Below are 22,720 nucleotides of genomic sequence, written 5' to 3'. Positions count from 1 at the left end.
CTTAGCTCAGTTGTGCGCCGTCGCGGTCGAGCGCGCGGCGGATCGCCGACGGCTCCACCTGACGGGGCTCCAATCTTTCGTTGATGGCGATGGCCGCCGCATGTCCGATCGCGTGCCCGTACGAGAAGCACTGCGCGGTGACGCGCGCCGATGCGACCGCCTCGTGTTCCGCCGACAGGCAGCGGCCGGCCACGAGCAGGCCATCTCCCGACTGCGGCACGAAGCAGCCATACGGCACCGTGTAAAAGTCGTCGAGAATCCACTCGACCTTCGGCTTTGCACCCGCATGCAGTTCGATTGGCCACGGCGATACGGCGATGCCGTCGTCGAACTTGCGAGCCGCGAGCACGTCGTCGTTCAACAGGCGCGTGACTCCGCTGACCTGCCGGCTCTGGCGTATGCCCACCTGCACGCCCGTGTCGTTGACGAAGGCGTTTTCGCATCCCGCGAGGTTCTTCCGGAAGAACTGTGCGTACGCATGCACCTGCTTGCGCCCTTCGATTTCCGCTTCGGTGAAGTCATCGCGCAGCAGCGAGTTCAACTCGCGGCCGTCCGCACCGGTCACGCGCGTGCAGTTGCAGAGCAATTCCCCGGGCCGCGTCGTCGTGAAGAGCCAGATCTTGGCGCGCGGCAGATTCGCGCCCGCGTCTGCGGCGGCGCGCAGTTTCAGCGAGACTTCTTCGCCCATGATGGTGTCGTCGCCGTAGGCAGCGAGAAAGCGTCCGATATCGACGCCCAGCAGGCGGAAGATCATCGTCGGGTTCTGCACACGTCCGTCATGACCGATGAAGCTCGACAGGCCCGCCATCGCGACGACGTCCGCGTCACCGCTTGCGTCGATGGTCAGCTTCGCGCGGATATCGAGCGGACCTTGCTTGGTCCATGCCCGTACGCCCTCCACGCGCGCCCCATCCATCAGCGCGCCGGTCGCGATCGAGTGATAGATCACCTGCACGCCGGCACCGGCGAGCAGCGCGTCGGCGGTATCGCGCCAGATCAACGGATCGTGCACGCGCGTCCAGGTGCGCCCGTACCGGACGGGGTCCGCCAGTCCTCCGCGCGTTTCCAGCGCGCGCACGAATTCGTCCGCGAAACCGAAGACGACCTGCTCGGGTTTGGCGCCGGCGCGCTCCGTCGCGAGATACAGACCGCAGACAGTGCCAGAGAGGCCCGCGACCGCGCCGCCTCCGCAAAAGCCATAGCGTTCGAGCACAGTGACGCGCAAGCCTTGCCTTCGCGCCGTGACGGCAGCCGCCACGCCCGCCGCGCCGCCGCCAACGACGAGAACGTCGGTGGAAAGTGCATCGACCAGGCGATGTTCCACCACTGATAAACTCATAATATACTCCTGACATGTCAACACAACATCAGGATAGCGATTGGAGTGAGGCCGCGTCAACCGCTGTCGATTGCAGGTTAACCCCGAGGGCGCATCGCGAAGCGCACGGTGCGGCAGGATCGGGGCCGGCGCAAGCCGCCTCACGCGGCCGATATGTAATACTCACTTTGGTCCAATCGAACTCTCTAACCGGCTTTCATGACGAAATCCAGCACGCGTGCCACGCCCGCCGACCCCGATGCAAACGAGCCCAAGGTGGATTACGCCTATCGGCGTCTAGAAGAGATGATCGTGACGCGGGCACTGCCACCGGGCGCGCTCGTGTCCGAGGTGCAGCTCGCAAACGAGATCAATGTGGGCCGCACGCCAGTGCGCGAGGCACTGGCGCGCCTGAAGCAGTTCGGGTTCGTGGAAACACATCCGCGGCGCGGCACATTCGTGTCGACCGTCGATGTTCGCAAGCAACTGGAACTGCTGGAAGTGCGTCGCGCCTTGGAGCCTCTTGTCGTGGCAGCAGCATGCGCGCGCGCCACAAGCGAGCAGCGCACGGAGATGAAATCGCTCGCCGACCACATCGTCCGGGCGGCCAGGCAGCGCAATGTGAATGAATATTTCCGGGTGAATCGCGCGATCCACGAACTGGAAGTCACCGCAACGCACAACTCGATGCTCACGACGACCATGCAGGTCATCCATGCTCAATCACGGCGCTTCTGGTTCGTGCACGTACAGCAGAGCGAGGCTTTTGCGGAGGGCGCCGCTCGCCACGCGGCCGTGCTGCGCGCGATCGCGAAGGGTGCGGCCGACGAAGCGACGGTCGCGGGCGATGAACTGATGGTCTTCCTCGATCGGCTTACGCGCTCCGCGTTCGACACGTTCCGCTGAAGAGGCGTCGCAGTTTCGGTGTCAGGACACTTCGAGAGACGAGCGCCCGGATGTTGGTTCATGGATCGATCAAGCAATATTCAGCGGCGCGCCGATTGAAGTCTTCGTAACCGGTAAGTGCGTCGAGCGCGGCGCTGGACGCGAGCGATCCATCAAGTGCACGAATATCGCGTTGTTCCGTGAACGTCCGCAGGGTTTGCTCAATGGCATGTTGTGCCGCTTGCAGGCATAGGCCGTGATAGATCGCGACGTCGACTCCGGCCGCCTGCTCGTCGGCGACGCTCGCGCCGGCCGTGTTGACCAGCACGACCTTGCCCGGAATCCGCGCGCGGATTGTCGCCAGTTGGGCGACATCAAGCGCGCCCGGCATGACCGCGTCGGCCCCAGCGTCAAGATACGCGAGCATTCGTTCTAGCGCATCCAGTGGACTGCCGGTGACGTCGGCGATATCAGTGCGCGCGATGATCTGGAAGTTCGGATCTTCGCGCGCATCGAGCGCCGCGCGGATCTTCTGTACCATTTCCCTCGTCGAGAGCACTGCTTTTGGCATATTGGTGTGTTTGCCGCTGACGTGATCCTCGATATGGATCGCACTAACGCCGGTTCGCTCGAGAGCGCGGATCGTCTTGCCGATACCTGTCGCGTTGAAGAAGCCGCCTTCGGCATCCGCGATCAGGGGAATGCTCAGTACGTCGCAGAACTCGGCGAGCCTCGCGCACAGCGTCGTCAGATCGAGCCAGCCGACGTCTGGTTGCCCGACGCTGGTCGATAGCGCATAGCTACCGACGTAGGCGACCTCGAAGCCTGCGCGTTGAACCTGCAACGCCGATAGCGGATCGAAGGTGCCGGGAGCAGCAAGCGTGCGCGGTCTGCTCATCCGCTGTCTCAGTCGGGCACGTAGGAGAACCGCTGCATTCATGACGACTCGAACTCCGCGGCGGCGAGATCCTGTGTGCCTGCCGGCGAAGGCAGGCGGTTGAACGACAGCAGCAGACTACCGATCACGAGAATTCCGACCATGCCGAGCAGGCCGGCCTGCATCGTACCCGTCAGTGTCTTGAAATAGCCGATTAAGGTCGGACTCACGAAGCCTCCGAACAGTCCGATCGTGTTGACAAGCGCGACGCCGCCGGCTGCCGTGTCGCCCTTCATATAGTCGGACGGCATCGCCCAGAATACCGTGTACGCGGCCCACAGCCCGGCGGTCGCCACCGTGAGGCTGATGATGGTGATCAGCAGGCTGGTATCGTTCAGCGCGGCGATCAGCAACGCGACGGCGGCTAGCGTGAGCATCGACACCGTGTGCCAGCGGCGCTCGCCAAGACGGTCCGAGCGGCGTCCCCACCAGACCATCGCAAAGATCGCCGCGATGTAGGGAATCGCCGCGAGGATGCCGATCGTCATTGTGCTGGTGACGCCAGCGCTCTTAAGGATGGTCGGCAGCCAGAAGCTCACGGTGTAATGCCCGCAGATGATGCAGAAGTACGAGACGCCGAGAAGCAGCACGCGTGGATCGGAGACCACTTGGCGGAACGAATGGTGACGAGGTTCGTTGCCTGCTGTGTCGTGCTTCAGCTCGGCGGCGAGCAGACGCTTGTCGGTGTCGCTGAGCCATTTCGCTTCGGCCGGGCGATCGGTGATCCAGAATAGGCCGAACACGCCGAGCAAGACGCTCGGCAGTCCCTCGGCAATGAACATCCATTGCCAGCCGTGGAGGCCGCCGACCGTGTCCAGCAGCATCATCGTGCCGGTCGACAGCGGCGCGCCGAAGATCCCGCCGATCGGCCCGCACAGCATGATCACGGTGATCGCGCGTGCCATCCGGTTCTGGGGGTACCAGTAGGTCAGGTAGAAAATCAGCCCGGGCGCGAAGCCAGCTTCGAACACGCCGAGCAGGAAGCGGATCACGTAGAACGCGTTCGCGCTCGTGACGAACATCATGCTCGCCGAGGTCAGTCCCCAGAGGATCATGATGCGGCTCAGCGTGCGCCGCGCGCCGATTTTCGGGAGCAGGATGTTGCTCGGAATCTCGAAAAGCATGTAGCTGAGAAAGAAGACGCCGGCGCCGAGACCGTACGCGGCGTCGCTCAGGCCGACGTCGGCCTGCATCTGCAACTTAGCGAAACCGATATTGATCCGGTCGAGATACGCAAACACATAGCACAGCGTCAAGAAAGGCAGGAGCCGCCAGTTGATCCGCGCAAACAGGTTATTCGTGGAGGTCGTCAACGACCACGTGGCGTCGCTTTGCATGTTGTCATACACCGTCGGGGGATGGGAGGTGTGGACAATGTTTCCCGGTCAAAACGTGGGGCACAACAGCAATCGCATCGCCGTTGCGCTGCCTTTTCGGCATCGCTCGGTCAGCATCGCACAAGCGCACTGCTCACATGCACTTCGGAGCCGAATAGCGGCATTTGCTCGACGATCAGATCGAGCACGCGTTGCGCGGCATTCGGCAATCGACGGCCCTCGCGGACCAGCACGCACGACTGTGCCGCACCGAACAGGGGATGCGCGAGCGGCGCGACGCAGAAGGCCGGATCCGCGCTATCAATGAGCGTCGCCGCGTACGTCAGGAAGGTAACGCCGTTGCCGCTGCGCACGAATCGCTTAAGCATCGCGACCGAGTTCGACACGAGCGCCGGCGTCAGCCGCACGCGCTCAAGGTCGGCGACCGTGCGCACGATCTGGCCCAGCCCGAAAGCCGACGACATCAGCGCGAGTGGAAACGGCGCGAGTTCGGCGATTGTCAGCGGTGTGTTCCGCGACGCGAGCGTGTGCGCGCCCGACATCAGCACGCAGACCGGGTTCGCGGCGATCGCATGCTGCGTCACACGCGCCGCGGGCTGCGGGTTGTACGCGAGGCCGATGTCCACCTCATCGTTCGCAACTTCGCTGATGACGTCGTTGACCGCAAGCGTTTTCGCACTAATGTTCAATTGCGGATGCGCGTTGATAAACGGTGTCAGCACATGATCCATGAGCGGGTCGACGAAGCCTTCGCTGATGGCCAGGCGCACGCTGCCGATCCGAAGGCCGTTCAAATTTTGCAGCGTATTTTCAAACACCGCGCGTTCGGACTGGCAGCCGCGCCAGTACGCGAGCAGCGCGTGCGCTGCCTCGGTCGGCGCGACGCCGCGATTGCCGCGTTCGAACAACGGCGTGCCGATTTCGTCCTCGAGCAGCTTCATCTGTCGTGTCAGCACTGAGGACGCGGTGTTGAGCGCATCCGCCGCCGCGCGGATCGAGCCGCGCGCCAGAATTTCGTGGAAGTAGCGCAGACGGCGCTGGTTGATTTCACCAATGGCCATTCGGTTCTCCTGATCTGTCGGAATGATCTCGTCTGAGGCGAGTCGCGATGAACCCGACAGCCGTGCGACCTTCCGGGCTGTTGAAATGTTAGCAGTATGTCAGAGCGTGCATCCGGGGGCGAGGTACCGGTCTGTGTCAGCGTGCTGCCCGTCAGGCAGCGTCGAAGGCCGCATTTTGCTGTTGCCGCGCGCTCGGGTCTGGATCGAGCATTGAAGCCTGCGCTATTGCATCGGTCTATGCCTCGCGGCATGGCAATTACCCGTCAAACCTACCAGACAAAGCGGAATGAAAATATTGATCGCGGGTTTCCAGCACGAAACCAATACATTCGTCGAGCGAAAGGCGCTCTACCAGAACTTCGTGAATGGTGAAACGTTCCCCGCGTTGAGGCGCGGCCAGCAAGTGCTTGGTTTCCGAAACGTCAACCTTCCGATCGGGGGCTTCATTAGCGAGATCGAACCGGACGGTCATACGCTTGTCCCGGTACTTTGGGCAGGCGCAGGTCCCTCGGCACACGTTATGCATGACACGTATGAGAAGATTGCCGGCGAAATCGTCGAGGCGGCTGGAATGCATGTGCCGGATGCTGTTTACCTCGATCTGCACGGCGCCATGGTCGCCGAACAGACCAACGATGGCGAAGGCGAACTGCTGGCCCGCTTGCGAAGCGTGATCGGACCTCGCGTTCCTATCGTCGCGTCGCTCGATTTGCACGCGAATGTCACCGAGCGCATGCTTGCTTGCGCCGACGCGCTTGTCGCGTACCGAACCTATCCCCACGTCGACATGGCTGCAACGGGCGCGCGAGCTGCTCGCCTTTTGCGGGCGCTTCTGGGTGGAGAGCGTTGGCACTGCGCCTGGCGCCGGTTGCCCTTTCTTATTCCCCTGAACGCAATGTGCACCCTCGTCGACCCGGCAAAGTCGGCCTTTGAGAAGGTCGAGCAACGTGAGAAGGCCGGTCTTGCCTCAATGTCGTTCACACTCGGCTTTCCTGCCGCCGACTTCCCCGAATGCGGGCCGATGGTGTGGGCGTACGGGACACATAGGAATCCTGTGGAAGCCGCCGTCGGCCAAATTTTCGACGGGATAGCGCTTTCAGAGGCGGACTGGGCCGTCGATTTCCTCACGCCGGAGGACGCCGTGACGCAAGCCATGCAGCTGTCCGACGGCAAGAACAGACCGGTCGTGATTGCCGACACGCAGGACAATCCGGGCGCCGGGGGCGAATCCAACACCACCGGAATGCTTCGGGCACTCATCGCCCAGGGCGCCAGTAGTGCTGCATTCGGCGTTGTTCATGATGCCGAGGCCGCTATCGCAGCACAGCAGACCGGCATCGGCCGCTCGCTGGAAATTGAACTGGGTGGTGAATCCGGCTTGCCTAATGGTGCGCGCTTTCGTGGTGTTTTCGAAGTCGTCGAACTGTCGGACGGGAAATGTGTGTTCGATGGCCCAATGCTGAATGGCATGCAGGTTCAGTTGGGGCTGACTGCATTGCTGAAAATCCACGAGATTTTCGTCATTGTCAGCAGCGAACGTCCACCTCAGATGATGGATCGCAATCTCTATCGGGTGGCGGGTATCGAACCCGAGAACATGCGCATTCTTGTCAACAAAAGTTCGGTGCACTTTCGTGCCGACTTCGACGCCATTGCTTGCGCGACACTCGTCGCAAAAGCGCCGGGAGCCATGCGCGCCGATCCGCGCGATCTTCCCTGGAAGGACTTGCGACCCGGTTTGCGCATCGCTCCGCTCGGCGCCCCCTTCAGCGCGCGCATTGACGAGCCCGTATGAACAACGGGCCGGACCGCGCCGGAGGACCCCTTGGTTTAACTAATCTTGTCGGTGGCGATTTCGAATGACGGGCTGGCTTCCTCGATCTGCGCCAGGATTGGTTCAACCTGCTGCCGTAGCCACTCAGAAGCCGGGTCTCGATCTGAATAGGCAGCCCAGACCATCGAAATTGGTGTGACTCTAAAGTCGAACGGGACGGGGCTTGCCACCAGCCCCAACAGCGCGGCGTACCGTTTGATGATCCTCGACGGCAACGTAGCGATGACAGGCGTTTGCATGACCGCGCCGAGAATGGTCAGGAATTCGGGCGCAGCCATGGCCACGTCAAGTTCAACGCCGGCGGCGCGCAGGGCGTCGTCCAGGCATCCGCGAATACTCGCGTTTTGCGAGACAAGGGCGTGTTTCTGAGCCAGGTACGCACTTCGGCTGACGGGCATCGACAGATTGAGCAGGCGGGGGTTGAAGCAGCACATCAAGGACTGTTCGAACAGCAGTTTCCTTCGATGCCGTTCAGCGCCGTCGCCAAAACATCCAATCGCCAGATTGATCACGCCGTCATCCAGCATCCTGTGCACGTCGCCCGGTTGCGCCGGGCGACCGAGTAGCCGGATTCCTGGAGCACACCTTTGTACGTGGGCGGTCAAGCACGGCATCAGGAGCACCTCGAGCTCGCTCGAAAAGCCGATCGAAAAAGTCCGCTCCTCGGTTTCGGGACGAAACCTTTCGCGGGCAGTGATCGCATCCTGAGCCTGCTCGAGAACCGTGCCGATTGCCGCCGCGAGCGCTTCAGATCGGGGCGTCGGCTTCATTGTGTGCCCCACACGAACGAAGAGTTGGTCATCGAACAGCATACGCAGCGTACCAAGGTTGTGGCTCATGGCCGACTGCTGGATCTTCAACCGCGTAGCTGCCTTGGTGACGCTGCGCTCGCGCATCAGCGCATCGAAGGCGACCAGCAGATTCAGGTCGAAAGACCATAAATTGAAGTGATCGATGGAGCTCATGATTTGAATCGATTTGTTCGTTCGTTGCTCGAATCATAGACTACGGACGTCCTTTCAGCCAAGCGAGACCCAGCATGGTTCATCCGAACAAAACCTACCGGATCGGTGATGTGACCGTCACCAAGATCGAAGAAATGCGCCTGAACGTCGCGCCGCCGTCCTTTCTTTACCCGGCGTGGGAACCTGAACAACTCGAGCCCAATCTTCACTGGCTTACGCCCAGCAACATGGACGCGACGACCGGAAACCTGATCCAGAGCATTCACACGTGGCTGGTGCGCGCGCCGCATCACACCATCCTGATCGATACCGGCTCCGGCAACGACAAGGAACGGCCGCAGAATCAGATCTTCCATCATCTGAACACGCCGTATCTGCAGCGGCTCGCCGCGGTTGGCGTGCGCCCTGAGGAAGTCGACTATGTGTTGCATACGCACCTTCACGTCGACCATGTCGGCTGGAATACACGGCTCGTCGATGGCCGTTGGGTGCCGACCTTCCCGAATGCGCGGCACGTGTTCGCGAGGGCGGAGGAGGACTATTACGGCGGCCCCGACAGCCACAACGAAGTGAACGTGCCCAGCCTTGGCGTATTCGAGGACAGCGTCGCGCCGATCATTGCCTCCGGGCAGGCCGAACGCATCAGCAACGACGGGGGCGAGTACCTCGATAACTTCGTGTTCCGCCCGACCAAGGGACACAGTATTGGCCACATGTCGATTGAACTGCATTCGAAGGGGCAGGCGGCGCTCTTTACCGGAGACGTCATGCATCACCCGTTGCAGGTGGTGCGCCCCGACTGGAATTCGGTGTTCTGCGAATGGCAGGACGAGGCCCGCGCGTCGCGCCGCTGGGTGCTGGAGCAGGGCGCCGAACGCAATCTGCTGCTGTTCACCCCGCACTTCGCCGAGACATCGGCCGGTTACGTCACCAGCCAGGGCGACCGTTTCTCCTGGCGCTATGAATAATGAGCCAGACCCAGGAGCTACCCATCATGAGGCAGAACATCGTGGTTAAAGGAAAGCAACTTGTCTTCGAGGAATTGCGCGTAGCGACCGGTACCCCCGGCATTGACCTCTACGTTCGCAACAAGCGCCCCGCCGCGCTCGAGACCTTCACGGCGGAACGCACCATCGTCATGGTTCACGGTGCCACCTTTTCGTCGGGAAGCCTGTATGACGTTCCGTTCAACGGAATGTCGTTCATCGACTTTCTTGCCGCGGCGGGATATGACGTCTATGCGCTCGACGTGCGTGGTTACGGCCACTCAACACGCCCGGCGGAGATGGAGCAGGCAGCGGATCTGAGTCCTCCGGTCGTCGGCACCGACATCGGGTTGGCCGATCTTGGCACCGTGGTCGATTACGTCCTCAAGCGTCGCCAGCTGGACAAAGTATCGGTATTTGGCATGTCATGGGGCGGCACAGTGGCGGGTGCCTATACCAGCCGCAATAACGACAAGGTCCATAAACTGGTCCTATTGGCGCCGCAGTGGCTGAGCGATCGGCCGATTCCTATCGACACTGGCGGGAGGCTCGACGCGTGGCGCCTGGTTCCGGTGCGCGAAAGCAAGGCCCGCTGGCTCAGCACCGCACCGGAACACGGACGCGCGAGCCTGGTCCCGGAAGGTTGGTTCGAGCAGTGGGCCGATTTCACGCTGGCCGAGGATCCCTGGAGCCGGGAGCGCGCGCCGCACCAGTTGCGGGCCAGTAACGGCCCGATCCAGGATATCCGTGACTACTGGCGTGCGGGACGAAAATACTACGAGCCGGCCGAGATTCGTGTGCCCGTGTTGCTTGTCCATGGCGAGTGGGATATCGATGTGCCTATTGACCTCGCGCAGTCGCTTTTCCTTGAACTCAGGAACGCGCCTTACCGTCAATGGGCTGAAATAGGCGAAGCCACGCACCTCGTTTTGCTCGAGAAAAATCGCTTGCTCGCGTATCAGGCGATCCGGGACTTCTACGACCGCACTTTCCAGGAAGAAACCGGGAAGCGCTAGCACAAGCGCAGGCCCACGCCCGGAAGCCCCACACTCATTGCGACTCTCGTCGACAGGCTTATCGGCCTAAACAGTGGTGTGCCCGACGACTGACTATTAGTGCGATTGAGTTGCGATCGTCGAAAAGATTGCTAGTCGAGCACATTCTATAGATATAGATAAAAACCACTCGAGGCCCTCATGGCAAAAAACGAAATCGCACTCACAGGTTCCGATCTGACGATCGACCAGATCATCGCGATCGCGCGTCACGGCGCTCGCGTTCGTCTGTCTGACGCGGCTCGGGCGAATCTGTTGTCGACTCGACGATTCATTGAGGAAAACTGGCTGGTCGACGACGCTCCCCTGATGTATGCGTTCAACACCGGGGTAGGAGCCTTGAAGAATCAACGTATCAGCGCTTCGGACATCGCGCGGTTTCAGCGCAATCTTATTCACTCGCACTCCGCGAGCACCGGCGAAAACATGCCGCTTGAGGTCGTGCGCGCGATGATGGCGATCCGGGTGAACACCTTTGCTCGCAATCACTCCGGCATACGCGTCGCAGTGGTCGAGCGGCTTGTCGCGATGCTCAACGAGGGCATTACGCCCGTCATCCCGGCAAAAGGAAGCGTCGGTGCCAGCGGGGACCTTGCACCGTTGGCCATCATGAGCGGTGCATTGCTTGGGTTGGAACAATCGAAAGTGACGTTCCAGGGCGCCGTAACAAGCGCGCGCTCCGCATTTGAGCGATCGGGCCTTTCAGTGACCTTCGATGTGGAAGCAAAGGATGCGACAGCATTGATCAATGGCTCGACGGCGTCGTTGGCGTACGCGGTCATCGCCGCTTTCGACGCGCGTCGCCTGCTGACTAGCGCAACGATCTCACTGGTGTTGTCGTTGGAGGCAATGCGGGCGGAGCGGGCCTGCTTTGAAGACCGTGTGATGCTAGCGCGTCCACATCCGGGGCAGCGCCGCGTCGCTGCGGCCGTTCGCACGCTGCTCAATGGTTCCATGCGATGCAGCACCGAGGCACGTGCCATTCCGATCGATGCTCTTGCCGCGCCGGGCGACACGGTCCAACCGCGGATACAGGACGTCTATTCGTTCCGCTGCGCGCCACAGGTCTACGGGCCCGTTCTTGATGCACTCGATTACATTGACGGCATACTCGTCACCGAGATGAATAGCGCAACGGACAATCCGTTGATATTCGCTTCCGATGCAGGCTACGACATCGTCTCGTGCGGGCATTTTCACGGACAATACGTCGCGCAAGCGATGGACCTTCTCGCGTTGGTGACGACCGACCTGAGCGCAATCTGTGATCGCCGTAATAATCAGCTGATCGATCCGGCCTGCAACTACGGATTGCCGAGAAACATGATCGCTACCGAGCCGGGCATCAACACGGGTTTCGCCGTTATCCAGAGTATGGGTACCGGACTCGTGCTCGAGAACATAGGGCTATGTAGTCCAGCCAGTGTGACGAGTCTGCCTGCCAAAGGTAACCAGGAAGACCACATCAGTAATTCCTGTTTCGCTGCGCGGCGCACGCGGACGGTTGTCGAAAATGCGCAGGCGGTTGTCTGCGCCGAAATTCTGATTGCATCTCAGGCGCTCGATATTAGTCGCCAAGCGCTCTCACACCTGCCGCTCGGCCTTGGCGCATCCACGGCGCTGGAGAAAGTCAGATCGGTCGTTCCTGCGATGATGGGTAACGATCGGTGGGTGCATGACGATGTCGAAGCGGTAAAATGCCTGGTACAAAACGGCACGCTGAATGAAGCGGTTTCGGTTGCCTGCGGCGATATCTGGGCACCTTCGGCATAGGGAAAGCAAACGTGGATGTAGACAGCTCGGATTCACTTCCTGCACGCATTGCGGCGGCGCTGGCCGAACAGATTTATCCGGGGCGATCTTAGGCCGGGAGCGCGAGTTCGGCAGGACGCAATCGCAGATGAGTTCAATGCCAGTCACGTTCCGGTCCGGGAAGCATTCAGGCGTCTGGAAGCTCGCGGCCTGCTGGTTTCGCGCGAGCGTAAAGGCGTGTATGTCCCACTGCTCGATCAGGCATCCATCATTGAGATTACCCGGATGCGTACCGCACTTGAGGTTCTGGCGCTCCGGTACGCGATACCCAACCTGACTCAAGATGACATCACGTGTGCAGAAAACGCGATGCACAAAGGGAACACGGCCCGTGACATCAGCACGTGGGAGGCCGCCAACCGGGAATTCCATGCAAGTATTTATCGACCCTGCCAAATGCCTCGGCTGCTTTCACATATTGACGCCCTGCATGAGGCGCGACTTCGCTACATGTATGCGACATCGACGCTGATTGAGTGGGACGTCAAATCAGAAAACGAGCATCTGGAGATTTTGGAAGCGATAAAAGCGAAAGACGATCGGAGTGCCTGTGCGTTGATGGAAAAACATATCGATGACGCAGGGTGCATTCTTGTCGATGCGGTGGGTTCTCTTCGCTCACAGACTGACGAGTGAGCCAGGCGCGCGCATTCGTACGTCCGGCATAACCTCGCTCACTCGCCGCGGAAATCCGCGCCCGCCCGGCGAGAGCGGCGCGACAGCGACATCGAGGGCTCAAACGGCAATGGACCCGCCGTCCACGAACAGTTCAACGCCCGCGATATAGCTGCTCTCGCTCGACGCCAGAAAGAGCACGGCGCGCGCGACTTCATCCGGCTGGCCCAGACGCCCCAGCGGCACGAGCTGGTTCAGCATATCTTCGACTCCGGGCCGCGCATCGAGGTAGCTTCGCATCGGGCTTGTCTCGGTCCCGCCCGGCGAGACCACGTTCACGCGAATGCCTCGCTCTTTCAGGTCGGTCGTCCAGCTTCGCGCAAACGACCGCACAGCCGCCTTGCTTGCGTTGTAGAGCGACTGGCCAGGAAAGCCTTTGCTGCCAGCCACCGAGCCATTGAGGACGACAACGCCACCCGACGAAAGTAGTGGCAAGGCCTTCTGCACAGTGAAGAGCATGCCGCGCACGTTGAGGCCGAAAAGCCTGTCGAAACCCTCCTCGTCGATGGTGCCCAGCGGACGCGGCTCCACCTCGGCAACGCCTGCATTTGCGAAAACCACGTCGAGCCTGCCGTGGTCGCGCTGGATGCGCTCATACAGTCGATCAAGGTCGGCGAGGTTGCTCGCGTCCCCCCGAACGCCCACCGCACCGTTGCCGATTTCCTGTATCGCCTCGTCCAGTCGAGCTTGCCTGCGCCCCATGATGTAGACCCGCGCGCCTTCGTCCGCGAAAAGCCTGGCGCTCGCAAGGCCGATGCCCTCGCTGCCGCCGGTGATTGCTACAACCTTGTTCCCGAATCGCTTTGCCATATGCGTTCCTCGTTAAGTGGAGTATTGCTCCACTTAGTATATGGAGGCATCATCCACTTATCAACAGAAATCAAGGCAACGATGAACAGAAAGTGTTCGACGACCGACGAAGCACCGCTGCGCGCCGATGCAGCCCGGAACCGGGAACGCATTCTCGAAGCGGCGGAAGCGCTGTTTCTCGAACGCGGCGCTGAGGTTTCGCTTGACGATATCGCGAGGCGCGCCAACGTTGGTATCGGCACGCTCTACCGCCGTTTCCCGACGCGCGACGCGCTGCTTGCCGCGGCGAGTGATGAGCGCCTGCTGTCGCTTGCCAAAGCAAGCCGCGCACGCGATGACAAGCTCGAACCGATCGCGTCCCTGCGCGCCTTCGTCAAGGAGCTCGTGAACCACGCGAACCACTATCGCGGGCTCGCTGCGTTGCTCGGAACGGTATTACAGGAAGGGACGCCTGGCTGCCGCGCCGGCAGTGAAGAAGGACGCCGGCTGCTCGAGCGGGCCCAAAAGGCGGGGGCGGTTCGAAAGGACGTCTCCATCGGCGATCTCGTGTGTGTCGTGACGGCGATCGCTCTCGCCGTCGAGCAAGGCGGCACAACCAGATCCCGCGTCACCCACCTGATCGATCTCTTCTTCGACGGCATCGGCAAAACGTAAGCGCGGCACCAGCGACGTCTCGACTCGAGATCATGAGCGTTCAGGCTGTTTCATTTAAGCCGAGCGTTTTTGTACTGCGGCCGCCGCATCGGTTGAAGCCTGTTTGGGGCCCAACGCGATGGAAAGCCTTCCGCGTTTTCCCCTAGCAATCCACGGTTGACTCGGGCTCGAGCAAAGGCCAAACTTCTTTCAACGCAAGTGTGATCACAGGTCACACTTGCGCCGGAATCTCACATCGCAGCGAATCCACGGAGGCATTAGTGGCGCCACGCACGAGTTCAGACCTGCCCGAGCTTCAGCTCGTGGCGCGTGAAACGATGGCCGGTCGCGTCTATGCGCAACTCAAGGAAGCGATCATGACCGGACGCTTCGCGCCAGGACAATTGCTGAGCCTGCGCAGCGTGGCGGACGCGGTCGGCTCGTCCACCATGCCGGTGCGTGCGGCGCTCACACGCCTGCAAGCCGAGGGCGCGCTGATCGACGGACCGGGCCGCGCGCTCATCGTCCCGCCCATGACAGTCGAACTCCTCGAAGAGTTGCGCGACGTGCGTATCGCGCTCGAAGGCGCCGTTGCAAAGCGGGCTGCGACTCGCATGAGCCGCGAAGATCTCGCTGTGTTGCAACAGGTATTCGACACCATGAACGCGCACGTCGAAGCGGGCGATGTGCCGGCCTATCTGCGCAGCAACTTCGAATTTCACATCGCGATCTATGCGCACGGCGCGAGCGATATCACGCTGTCCACGATTCAAAACCTGTGGATGCGCATCGGCCCGTTTCTGAATCTCGTGGCCCCCGACATTCCGCACATGCGCAGGTCGATGGATGCACACCGCCATATCGTCGAGGCCCTGTGGCGCAGCGACGGCGAGGGCGCGCGCGCGGGCATCGAGCAGGACATCGGCGAAGCCGCCGCCGATCTGAAGGAGCGCTTGCAAAGCGCGATACAGGACGGCGAAGACCCCGGCGAACAGGCACGCGCCTGAGTTGTAAAAACACGGACAACGGAGACAGACAATGACGGTTCTTCAGATGCTGAAGCCGCACGCGGGCTTGCGCGTGCTTATCACGGGCGGCGCATCGGGCATCGGCCTCGTGATGGCCCAGGCGTTCATCGAAGCAGGTGCTCGCGTGCATGTTTGCGATGCGAGCCAGCAGGCGATCGACGCGCTTCAAAAAGCCCAGGAAAGTGTGGAACTGAACCGCATCACGGCGACGCTCGCCGACGTGGCGGATCGCGCGGCCGTGGAGCGCGTTTTCGTCGATGTGCAGGCGGAGCTTGGCGGTCTCGACGTGCTGGTCAATAACGCAGGCATTGCCGGGCCGACCGGCGGCGTCGACGAGCTCGACGAGCAGGAATGGAACAACACGGTCGACGTGAATCTCAACGCGCAGTTTTATTTCGCGCGCCGCGCGGTGCCGCTTCTCAGGCAGGCGCGCGATGGCGGCACCATCATCGCGCTGTCGTCGGTGGCCGGGCGTCTTGGTTATGCGTTCCGCACGCCTTACGCCGCGACCAAATGGGCGGTGGTCGGCATGACCAAGAGCCTTGCCATCGAACTCGGGCCTTCGAATATCCGTGTCAACGCGATACAGCCCGGCATTGTGAAAGGCCCGCGCATCGAGCGCGTGATCGCGGCGCGCGCGAAGCAGCTCAAGCTTTCCTACGAAGAGATGGAGAAGCAGTATCTCGCCAAAATCTCGCTGCGCCGTATGACCACGCCGGAAGAAGTGGCCGCCACCGCGCTCTTTCTGTGTTCGCCCGCCGGCAGCGGCATCTCGGGACAAGCGATATCCGTCTGCGGCAACGTCGAATTCCTCTAACCGCACGAGGCTCACATGGCAACGAAACGCAAGGTCATCATCACGTGCGCGCCGACGGGCGCAATCCATACACCGTCGATGTCGCCGTATCTGCCGGTTACTCCTCAACAGATCGGCGATGCCGCGCTTGCCGCGGCGAAAGAAGGCGCGGCGATCATTCATCTGCATGCGCGCGATCCGGACGACGGTCATCCGACCCAGGACCCCGCCGTGTTCCAGGAGTTCTTGCCGCGCATCAAGGCCGAATGCGATGCAGTCATCAACCTCACCACGGGCGGCAGCCCGCATATGACGGTCGCGGAACGCCTGAAGCCCGCGCATCATTTTCAGCCGGAAGTGGCGTCGCTCAACATGGGCTCGATGAACTTCGGCCTGTATCCGATGCTCGAGCGCTTCAAGGAACTCAAGTACGACTGGGAACGCAAGCATCTGGAGAACAGCCGCGATCTGGTGTTCAAGAACACGTTCGCGGATATCGAATACATCCTGACGTCTTGCGGGGCGAACGGCACGCGTTTCGAGTTCGAGTGCTACGACATCTCGCATCTGTACAACCTCGCGCATTTTGTCGACCGTGGGCTCGCGAAGCCGCCGTTCTTCGTGCAAAGCGTATTCGGTCTGCTCGGCGGCATCGGCGCGCATCCGGAAGACCTCGCGCATATGCGCCGCACGGCGGATCGCCTGTTCGGCAAGGACTACGTGTGGTCGATTCTCGGCGCGGGACGCAATCAGATTCCGCTCGCTTCGATCGGCGTGGCGCAAGGCTCGAACGCACGCGTCGGCCTTGAAGATTCGTTGTGGATCGAGCCGGGCAAGCTCGCGGAATCGAGCGCGGCGCAGGTCCGCAAGATACGCCAGGTGATCGAAGGCCTGTCGCTCGATATCGCGACGCCCGCCGAAGCGCGCGAGATGCTTCAACTCAAGGGCGCGGCCAACACCAACTTCTGATAGCGGAGAGCGCAGCGTGAACGCCAGATTGAAAGTAGTCGCGATGCCGACGGGCTGGCTCACCGTCGATCGCTCGTCACAGGTGTACGGCCGCTATTTCGGGCAGTCGATCAAGGTGCCGGTGTGGTCCACGGCGATTGTCGGCGCGCAGAAAAAGATCGTGGTGGATACAGGTATCCACGATCCGGGCTGGGTGTCGGACTTCGTGTGTCCTTGCGACCAGGCGCCGGAAGAGAAGCTCGAGCGCGCACTCAAACAATACGTCGGCTGGAGCGCGGACGAGGTCGACATTGTCATCAACACGCATCTGCATTACGACCATTCGGGCGGCAATACGCTGTTCAAAAACGCGCGCTTTATCGTGCAGGCGAAAGAGTGGGAATACGCGGGCCAGCCTCTGCCGACGCAGGCCACGTACTACCAGGAGTTTCTGATCGGCCGCGAGCCGCTCGCGTATTTCCGCTGGCAGTTCGTGCATGGCGTCGCCGATATCGTGCCGGGCGTGCGCGTCGTGCCGACGCCAGGACATACGCCCGGCCATCAATCCGTTGCGGTGGATACGGAAGACGGCGTGGTGCTGATCGCGGGGGATTGCGCGAACTGCATGGAAAACATCGTCGATCTGGTGCCGGTGGGCATCGTGCACGAGACGCTTGCGGAAATGGGCTCGCTCACGCGCATTCGCCAGATCGCCGATTACGTGATCCCCGGCCACGATCCCAACGTCGTGCCGGGCAGCGCGGGTATCGCATTGCCGGCCAGTGCGCACTTGCCGCATGTACCGGTTTCTGGCTGAAGCGTAGTTCGACACAAAAAACGAACATTGGAGGATGACATGAAAGCATGGACGCAATCTATTCGTCGTGCGGGACTGACGGCGCTCGGTATCGGTATGGGTATCGGCTTCGCTGCGGCGCTCGCTGTCTCCGGCGAGGCGCATGCGGCGGGCAAGTACAAGGTGTTCCTGTCGATGAGCTATGTCGGCAACGACTGGCAGACCGAGGCCGCGAACATGGTCAAGGCGATGGCGAACACGCCCGCGCTGAAGGACAAGGTCGATCTCGAGGTGCAGGTCGCGGGCACCGACGCGCAGAAGCAGATCCAGCAGATCAACTCGATGGTGCAGGCGGGCGCGAAGGCGATCATCATCTATCCGATCTCGCCCACGGCGCTGAACCGCGCAATCAAGAACGCCTGCTCGAAGGGCGTGGTCGTCGCGGCCTACGACGGCGAAGTGACCGAACCGTGCGCCCACAACGTGACGATCGACCAGCACCAGGCCGGCACCGTCACGGCGGAATGGCTTGCGAAGACGCTGAACGGCAAGGGCAACATCGTGCTGATCAACGGCGTTCCGGGCACGTCGGTGGATCGCGCCCGCACCGAAGCCGCCAAGGCCGTGTTCTCGAAGTACCCCGGCATCAAGGTCGTGGCGGAAGGCACGGGCATGTGGAGTCAGGCCACGGCCAAGACCGAGCTGTCGAAGATTCTCGCGACCAATAGCTGGGACAAGATCGACGGGCTGTGGATGCAGGTCGGCTGCTTCACCGCCGCGTCGATGCAGCTCGATGCCGGCATCGCCGACGACAAGATCAAGCCCTGCGCGGGTGAGTCGTCGAACGGTCATCGCGTGCAGATGCTGCCGCCTGGCGAGGTGAAAGGGCAGGGCGCCTATCGCTCGATCGGCTACCGTTCGATTTCGTATGGCGCGCCGCCGTATTCGGGTGCAATGGCGCTCAAGATGGCCGTGCAGAAGCTGGACGGCAAGGACTTCCCGCAGCGCATCACGCTCAAGCTGCCGCTCGTCGAAACGCCGCAGTCCAGGCTGTGCAAGACCGGCAGCATCGACGAACTGAAGGCGGGGTGCACGGCCTTCATGCCGGACAAGGTGCCGCCGGGCTGGTTCGCGGACATCTATTCCGAGGAAACCAGAGAGGTCGGCTTCAACGCGGCGCTCACGGGCAACCAGGACTGAGGACCTTGTCATGAGCGACGCATCTCTCGCCATCGACCTGTCGAACGTGACCAAGCGCTTCGGCGCCACCGTCGCGCTCGACGGCGCGTCGTTTCGCGTCAAGCGCGGTGCCGTGCACGCGTTGCTCGGCGAGAACGGCGCAGGCAAGTCCACCACCGTCAAGCTGCTGTCCGGGTTGATGCAGCCCGACGCGGGCACCATCCGCGTGATGGGCCGCGACCTGACGATGCGCGGCCCGCAGGACGCGCATCGCGCCGGCGTGCAGACGGCGTTTCAGGAGATGACGCTGGTGCGCGATCTCACGGTCGCGCAGAACCTGCTTCTGTCGTACGAGCCGACCGGGCTCTTCGGCCGCATCAGAACGCGCGAGGCGCAGCGCATGGCGGCGCAGTGGCTCGAAGAACTCGATCTGCCGGACGTGCGCCCCGGTGCGTATGTTCGCGATCTGTCCTTGCCGGTGCGGCAAAAGATCGAGATTGCGAAGGCGATCCTGCGTGGCCCGCAAGTACTGCTGCTCGACGAGCCGACTTCGTCGCTGTCGGGCGCGGACGTGGCGTGGCTTTCGCGCCGGATCGATGCGTTAAAGGCAAAGGGCGTCACGTTCGTGTTCATCTCGCACCGCATGCAGGAAGTGCGCGAGTTCTGCGACAGCCTCACCGTGTATCGCAATGGCCGCGATGTCGGCTCATTCGACACGCCCGACATTTCGGACGACGAGGTAATCCGCCTCGTCATCGGCCGCTCCATGGAAGCGAAATATCCGCCGAAGGTCGCGCCGCCGGCGCTGGCGCAGGGCCAAACCCGGCCGCCCGCCATGCAGGCGCGCCGCATCCGCGTGGACGGCGTGGTGAGCGACTTCGACCTGACGCTTGTCGCCGGCGAAGTGCACGGCATCGCGGCGTTGCAGGGTATGGGCCAGCGCGAACTGTTCGAGGCGCTGTTCGGCGCCACCTATATCGACGACGGCGAAATCCGTATCGACGGCAAGCCGGTCACGCTGACCTCGACCGCCGATTCGCTGAAGGCCGGTGTGTCGACCAGTTTTCTGCCTGAAGACCGCAAGACCGAAGGTCTGTTTCTGCGTCTGCCCGGCGGAGAGAACGTGTCGCTGCCGGTGATCGGACGTTATGCGCGCTTTGGACTGATCGACCGCAAGCGCGAGCAGGCCGCGATCGCCAGGTCGCTTGCGCAGATGGAAGTGAATCCGCGCGCGCTCTACAAGCCGTGCCTGTCGTTCTCGGGCGGCAACCAGCAAAAGATCGCAATGGCCAAGTGGATGCTCACGCAAAGCCGCGTCTGGCTCATGTTCGATCCGACGCGCGGCATCGACGTGGGCACCAAGCATCAGATTTTCGTGCTGATGCGCGCGTTCGCCGCGGCAGGCGGCGCCGTGCTGTTTTATTCGACCGATGTTCCCGAACTCGTCAATGTGTGCGACCGCGTGTCGGTGATGTATCGCGGCCGCAACGTCGGAGAATTGTCCGGCGATGCGCTCACGGAAGAAGCCGTGATGCGCAACATGCTTTCCAGCTGAGAGGTTGGCCATGAAAATAGCTATTGCGTCGCCCGACAGCGGGATCGTGCGTCGAGGCGCGGGCGCTGCCTGGGCCGCGCGAGTCGATCATCATCGCGGACTGATCATCGCGATCGGCGCGCTCGTCGCAATGCTCGTTGCGTGGGGCGCGCTGTCGGCCACGCCGGTGGGCGCGTACGACATCGGCTCCGTCATTTCGAGCGCGACGACGCTCGCGCTCGCCGCGCTCGGACAGACCATCGTCGTGCTGTCGGGCGGCTTCGATCTGTCCGCGTCGGCAGTCGTGTCGCTCGCCAACGTGCTCGCGGTGCGCTTCGTGCATGGCACGCCGCTTCAACAATGGGCGGGTGCGGCGCTGATTCTCGCGACAGGCGGCGGCATCGGTTTGATCAATGGCGCGCTGATCGCGTGGTTCCGCCTGCAATCCATCGTGGTCACGCTCGCGACCATGTTCATGGTTCAGGGCGTGACGCTGCTGATCCAGAACAAGCCCGGCGGCAGCGTCGGCGACGAGTTCGGCGCGTTCATCACATCCGATCTGATTGACGGGAAACTGCCGATGTCGGCCGGCGTGCTGATCGCCGCGCTGCTGATATGGGCGTTTATCCGGCGCACGCGTTTCGGCGTCGGTCTGTACGCGCTCGGCAGCGACGCGGACAGCGCGTACGCCAACGGCATGCCCGTCACGCGCTATCGCATCATGACCTACGCGCTCGCAGGCATGTTCTACGCGGCGGCGGGCCTGTACGTGTCGGCGCAGACGGGCTCTGCCGATCCCCTCGTCGGCCGTCCGCTGCTGCTGTCGATGTTTACCGCCGTGGTGCTCGGCGGAACGTTGCTCGGCGGCGGGCGGGGCGGCTGCGTCGGCACGGTGTTCGCCGCCATGACGCTGATGGTCACCGTGAATATCCTGCTGGTGCTGAACGTGTCGGCGTTCTTCACGACGATCGCGGAAGCGGTGATCCTGATTCTCGCGGTACTCGGTTCGTCGATCGGCAAACAGTCGGCCGCGCATGAATGCGCGCGTCACGCGGCACAATGGCTGAGGGCGATGCGAACCGGCACGCGAGTGAAGAACGACGCTCACGCGCGGCGCGTGTCCTTCGAAGTGAGCGGTTTTCAGCCGATCGCCAACACGGAGCTGAAGGGCCGCGCGATTGCGGACTGGATCGAGCGCAACCGCGAGTGGGTGAAGTATGTCGTGCCGGCGTATCTGCTGTTTTTCGCGGTAGTGGCGATCACCGGCTTCGTGTATGGCCCAGCGGTGCTGACCAGCGCGAACTTCTACAGCAGCCTGCTGACGCTGACATTGTTCCTCGCGATTCTCGGCCTCGGACAGGGCGCGGTGATCCTGACCGGCGGACTTGATCTCTCGATGCCCTGGCTCATCACGCTGGCCGGCGTTCTTCTCACGGGCCTCACGCACGGCGCGAACGCCGCGGCGGCGTGGGCGGTCCCGGCCGTGCTCGGCGTCGGCCTGCTCGTCGGCGCATTCAACGGCGTGGGCGTCGTGATGCTGGGCCTTCCGCCAATCGTCGTGACGCTTGCCGCCAACGGCCTGCTGCAAGGTCTCACGCTGATCTACTGCAATGGCTCGCCGCAAGGCTGGTCGCCGTCCGCGATCAGCGAATTCACCAACGGCAAACTCGGGCCCTTGTCGTTCGCCGCATGGAGCGTGCCGGTGTTTCTCGCGCTTGCGCTGTTGCTGCTGCATCGCACGCCGTTCGGGCGGCGCGTGTACGCGGTCGGCAATTCGCAGGTCGCGGCGAAGCTCTCAGGTGTGCGTGTCGGCACCACGCTGATCGCCGTGTACTGCCTCTCAGGATTGTGCTCGGCGCTCGTCGGTTTGCTGCTCGCGGGGTTCAGCTCGCAGGCGTTCCTCGGTATGGGCGATCCGTATCTGCTGCCGTCCATCGCGGTGGTCGTCGTGGGCGGCGCTCTGATCACCGGCGGGCGCGGGCATTATCTCGGCGTGTTCGGCGGCGCGCTGCTGCTGACCGCTCTCGGCACGCTGCTCGCGGGCACGACCGTGCCGCCCGCCGTGCGCGACATCATCAATGGGCTCGTCGTGCTGGCGGCCGTCATCACGCTGCGCGACCGGCGCGCATAA

Annotated in this window: 20 protein-coding genes and 1 pseudogene; 15 read left to right on the top strand and 6 right to left on the bottom strand. The window is 62.3% G+C overall.

Features of this window, described 5'->3' with window-relative positions:
• Position 1: 1 nt before the first annotated feature.
• Entirely contained in the window at positions 2–1,339 is a 1,338-nt protein-coding gene (locus CUJ91_RS10925; RefSeq protein ID WP_114156213.1) for an FAD-dependent oxidoreductase, read from the bottom strand.
• A 198-nt stretch (positions 1,340–1,537) separates the two neighbouring features.
• Here CUJ91_RS10925 and CUJ91_RS10920 point away from each other — a divergent pair, with 198 nt between their 5' ends.
• Positions 1,538–2,224, top strand: a complete 687-nt coding sequence (locus CUJ91_RS10920) for a GntR family transcriptional regulator (protein ID WP_006051438.1) — start codon at positions 1,538–1,540, stop codon at positions 2,222–2,224.
• Between the two features lie 58 nt (positions 2,225–2,282).
• On the opposite strand, the gene CUJ91_RS10915 is transcribed toward CUJ91_RS10920, so the two are convergent.
• The 3 genes from CUJ91_RS10915 to CUJ91_RS10905 all read right to left on the bottom strand — a co-directional run bounded on the left by CUJ91_RS10915 (position 2,283) and on the right by CUJ91_RS10905 (position 5,538).
• The gene (locus tag CUJ91_RS10915) at positions 2,283–3,101 is read right to left on the bottom strand and encodes an isocitrate lyase/PEP mutase family protein (RefSeq protein WP_161966573.1); all 819 of its coding nucleotides are present in this window, start codon (positions 3,099–3,101) and stop codon (positions 2,283–2,285) included.
• Positions 3,102–3,139: 38 nt separating this feature from the next.
• Entirely contained in the window at positions 3,140–4,477 is a 1,338-nt protein-coding gene (locus CUJ91_RS10910) for an MFS transporter (RefSeq protein ID WP_107706809.1), read from the bottom strand.
• Positions 4,478–4,587: 110 nt separating this feature from the next.
• Entirely contained in the window at positions 4,588–5,538 is a 951-nt protein-coding gene (locus CUJ91_RS10905; protein WP_244230932.1) for a LysR family transcriptional regulator, read from the bottom strand.
• 286 nt (positions 5,539–5,824) lie between these two features.
• Here CUJ91_RS10905 and CUJ91_RS10900 point away from each other — a divergent pair, with 286 nt between their 5' ends.
• The gene (locus tag CUJ91_RS10900; protein WP_107706627.1) at positions 5,825–7,333 is read left to right on the top strand and encodes a M81 family metallopeptidase; all 1,509 of its coding nucleotides are present in this window, start codon (positions 5,825–5,827) and stop codon (positions 7,331–7,333) included.
• Between the two features lie 35 nt (positions 7,334–7,368).
• Here the strand turns inward: CUJ91_RS10900 and CUJ91_RS10895 are convergent, their stop codons facing one another.
• A complete protein-coding gene (locus CUJ91_RS10895; RefSeq protein ID WP_107706628.1) occupies positions 7,369–8,337 on the bottom strand; it encodes a LysR family transcriptional regulator in 969 nt (322 codons plus the stop codon).
• 74 nt (positions 8,338–8,411) lie between these two features.
• Here CUJ91_RS10895 and CUJ91_RS10890 point away from each other — a divergent pair, with 74 nt between their 5' ends.
• From CUJ91_RS10890 to CUJ91_RS10875, 5 genes and pseudogenes are all read left to right on the top strand, one after another.
• Positions 8,412–9,305 (top strand): MBL fold metallo-hydrolase, encoded by an 894-nt coding sequence (locus tag CUJ91_RS10890; protein WP_107706629.1) that lies wholly within the window; start codon positions 8,412–8,414, stop codon positions 9,303–9,305.
• A gap of 26 nt (positions 9,306–9,331) precedes the next feature.
• Entirely contained in the window at positions 9,332–10,339 is a 1,008-nt protein-coding gene (locus CUJ91_RS10885; protein ID WP_107706811.1) for an alpha/beta hydrolase, read from the top strand.
• A 180-nt stretch (positions 10,340–10,519) separates the two neighbouring features.
• Positions 10,520–12,151: an HAL/PAL/TAL family ammonia-lyase gene (locus CUJ91_RS10880; protein ID WP_114156212.1), complete on the top strand. Its 1,632-nt coding sequence runs from the start codon at positions 10,520–10,522 to the stop codon at positions 12,149–12,151.
• A gap of 48 nt (positions 12,152–12,199) precedes the next feature.
• Positions 12,200–12,316 (top strand): annotated as a pseudogene (locus tag CUJ91_RS34800) (GntR family transcriptional regulator); the annotation flags it as partial.
• A 51-nt stretch (positions 12,317–12,367) separates the two neighbouring features.
• A complete protein-coding gene (locus CUJ91_RS10875) occupies positions 12,368–12,826 on the top strand; it encodes a GntR family transcriptional regulator (protein WP_244231007.1) in 459 nt (152 codons plus the stop codon).
• Positions 12,827–12,925: 99 nt separating this feature from the next.
• On the opposite strand, the gene CUJ91_RS10870 is transcribed toward CUJ91_RS10875, so the two are convergent.
• Positions 12,926–13,675, bottom strand: a complete 750-nt coding sequence (locus CUJ91_RS10870) for an SDR family oxidoreductase (protein ID WP_107706630.1) — start codon at positions 13,673–13,675, stop codon at positions 12,926–12,928.
• Positions 13,676–13,699: 24 nt separating this feature from the next.
• Here CUJ91_RS10870 and CUJ91_RS10865 point away from each other — a divergent pair, with 24 nt between their 5' ends.
• The 8 genes from CUJ91_RS10865 to CUJ91_RS10830 all read left to right on the top strand — a co-directional run bounded on the left by CUJ91_RS10865 (position 13,700) and on the right by CUJ91_RS10830 (position 22,720).
• A complete protein-coding gene (locus CUJ91_RS10865) occupies positions 13,700–14,329 on the top strand; it encodes a TetR/AcrR family transcriptional regulator (RefSeq protein WP_232292347.1) in 630 nt (209 codons plus the stop codon).
• 260 nt (positions 14,330–14,589) lie between these two features.
• Positions 14,590–15,315, top strand: a complete 726-nt coding sequence (locus tag CUJ91_RS10860) for a GntR family transcriptional regulator (protein WP_006051450.1) — start codon at positions 14,590–14,592, stop codon at positions 15,313–15,315.
• Between the two features lie 31 nt (positions 15,316–15,346).
• A complete protein-coding gene (locus tag CUJ91_RS10855; protein WP_006051451.1) occupies positions 15,347–16,153 on the top strand; it encodes an SDR family oxidoreductase in 807 nt (268 codons plus the stop codon).
• A gap of 15 nt (positions 16,154–16,168) precedes the next feature.
• Positions 16,169–17,101, top strand: a complete 933-nt coding sequence (kce, locus tag CUJ91_RS10850; protein ID WP_006051452.1) for a 3,5-dioxohexanoate:acetyl-CoA acetone transferase — start codon at positions 16,169–16,171, stop codon at positions 17,099–17,101.
• A gap of 16 nt (positions 17,102–17,117) precedes the next feature.
• On the top strand, positions 17,118–17,897 hold the full coding sequence (locus CUJ91_RS10845; RefSeq protein ID WP_114156211.1) for an N-acyl homoserine lactonase family protein: 780 nt from the start codon (positions 17,118–17,120) through the stop codon (positions 17,895–17,897).
• A gap of 39 nt (positions 17,898–17,936) precedes the next feature.
• Positions 17,937–19,076: a sugar ABC transporter substrate-binding protein gene (locus CUJ91_RS10840; protein ID WP_107706631.1), complete on the top strand. Its 1,140-nt coding sequence runs from the start codon at positions 17,937–17,939 to the stop codon at positions 19,074–19,076.
• A gap of 10 nt (positions 19,077–19,086) precedes the next feature.
• Positions 19,087–20,610: a sugar ABC transporter ATP-binding protein gene (locus CUJ91_RS10835; protein WP_107706632.1), complete on the top strand. Its 1,524-nt coding sequence runs from the start codon at positions 19,087–19,089 to the stop codon at positions 20,608–20,610.
• Between the two features lie 10 nt (positions 20,611–20,620).
• Complete coding sequence (locus CUJ91_RS10830) at positions 20,621–22,720, top strand: ABC transporter permease (protein WP_107706633.1); 2,100 nt, start codon at positions 20,621–20,623, stop codon at positions 22,718–22,720.

Source organism: Paraburkholderia graminis (assembly GCF_003330785.1).
GTDB classification, from domain to species: Bacteria; Pseudomonadota; Gammaproteobacteria; order Burkholderiales; family Burkholderiaceae; genus Paraburkholderia; species Paraburkholderia graminis.
The sequence above is the reverse complement of the archived record's forward strand: the minus strand, read 5'-3'. Positions and strand labels throughout refer to the sequence as shown.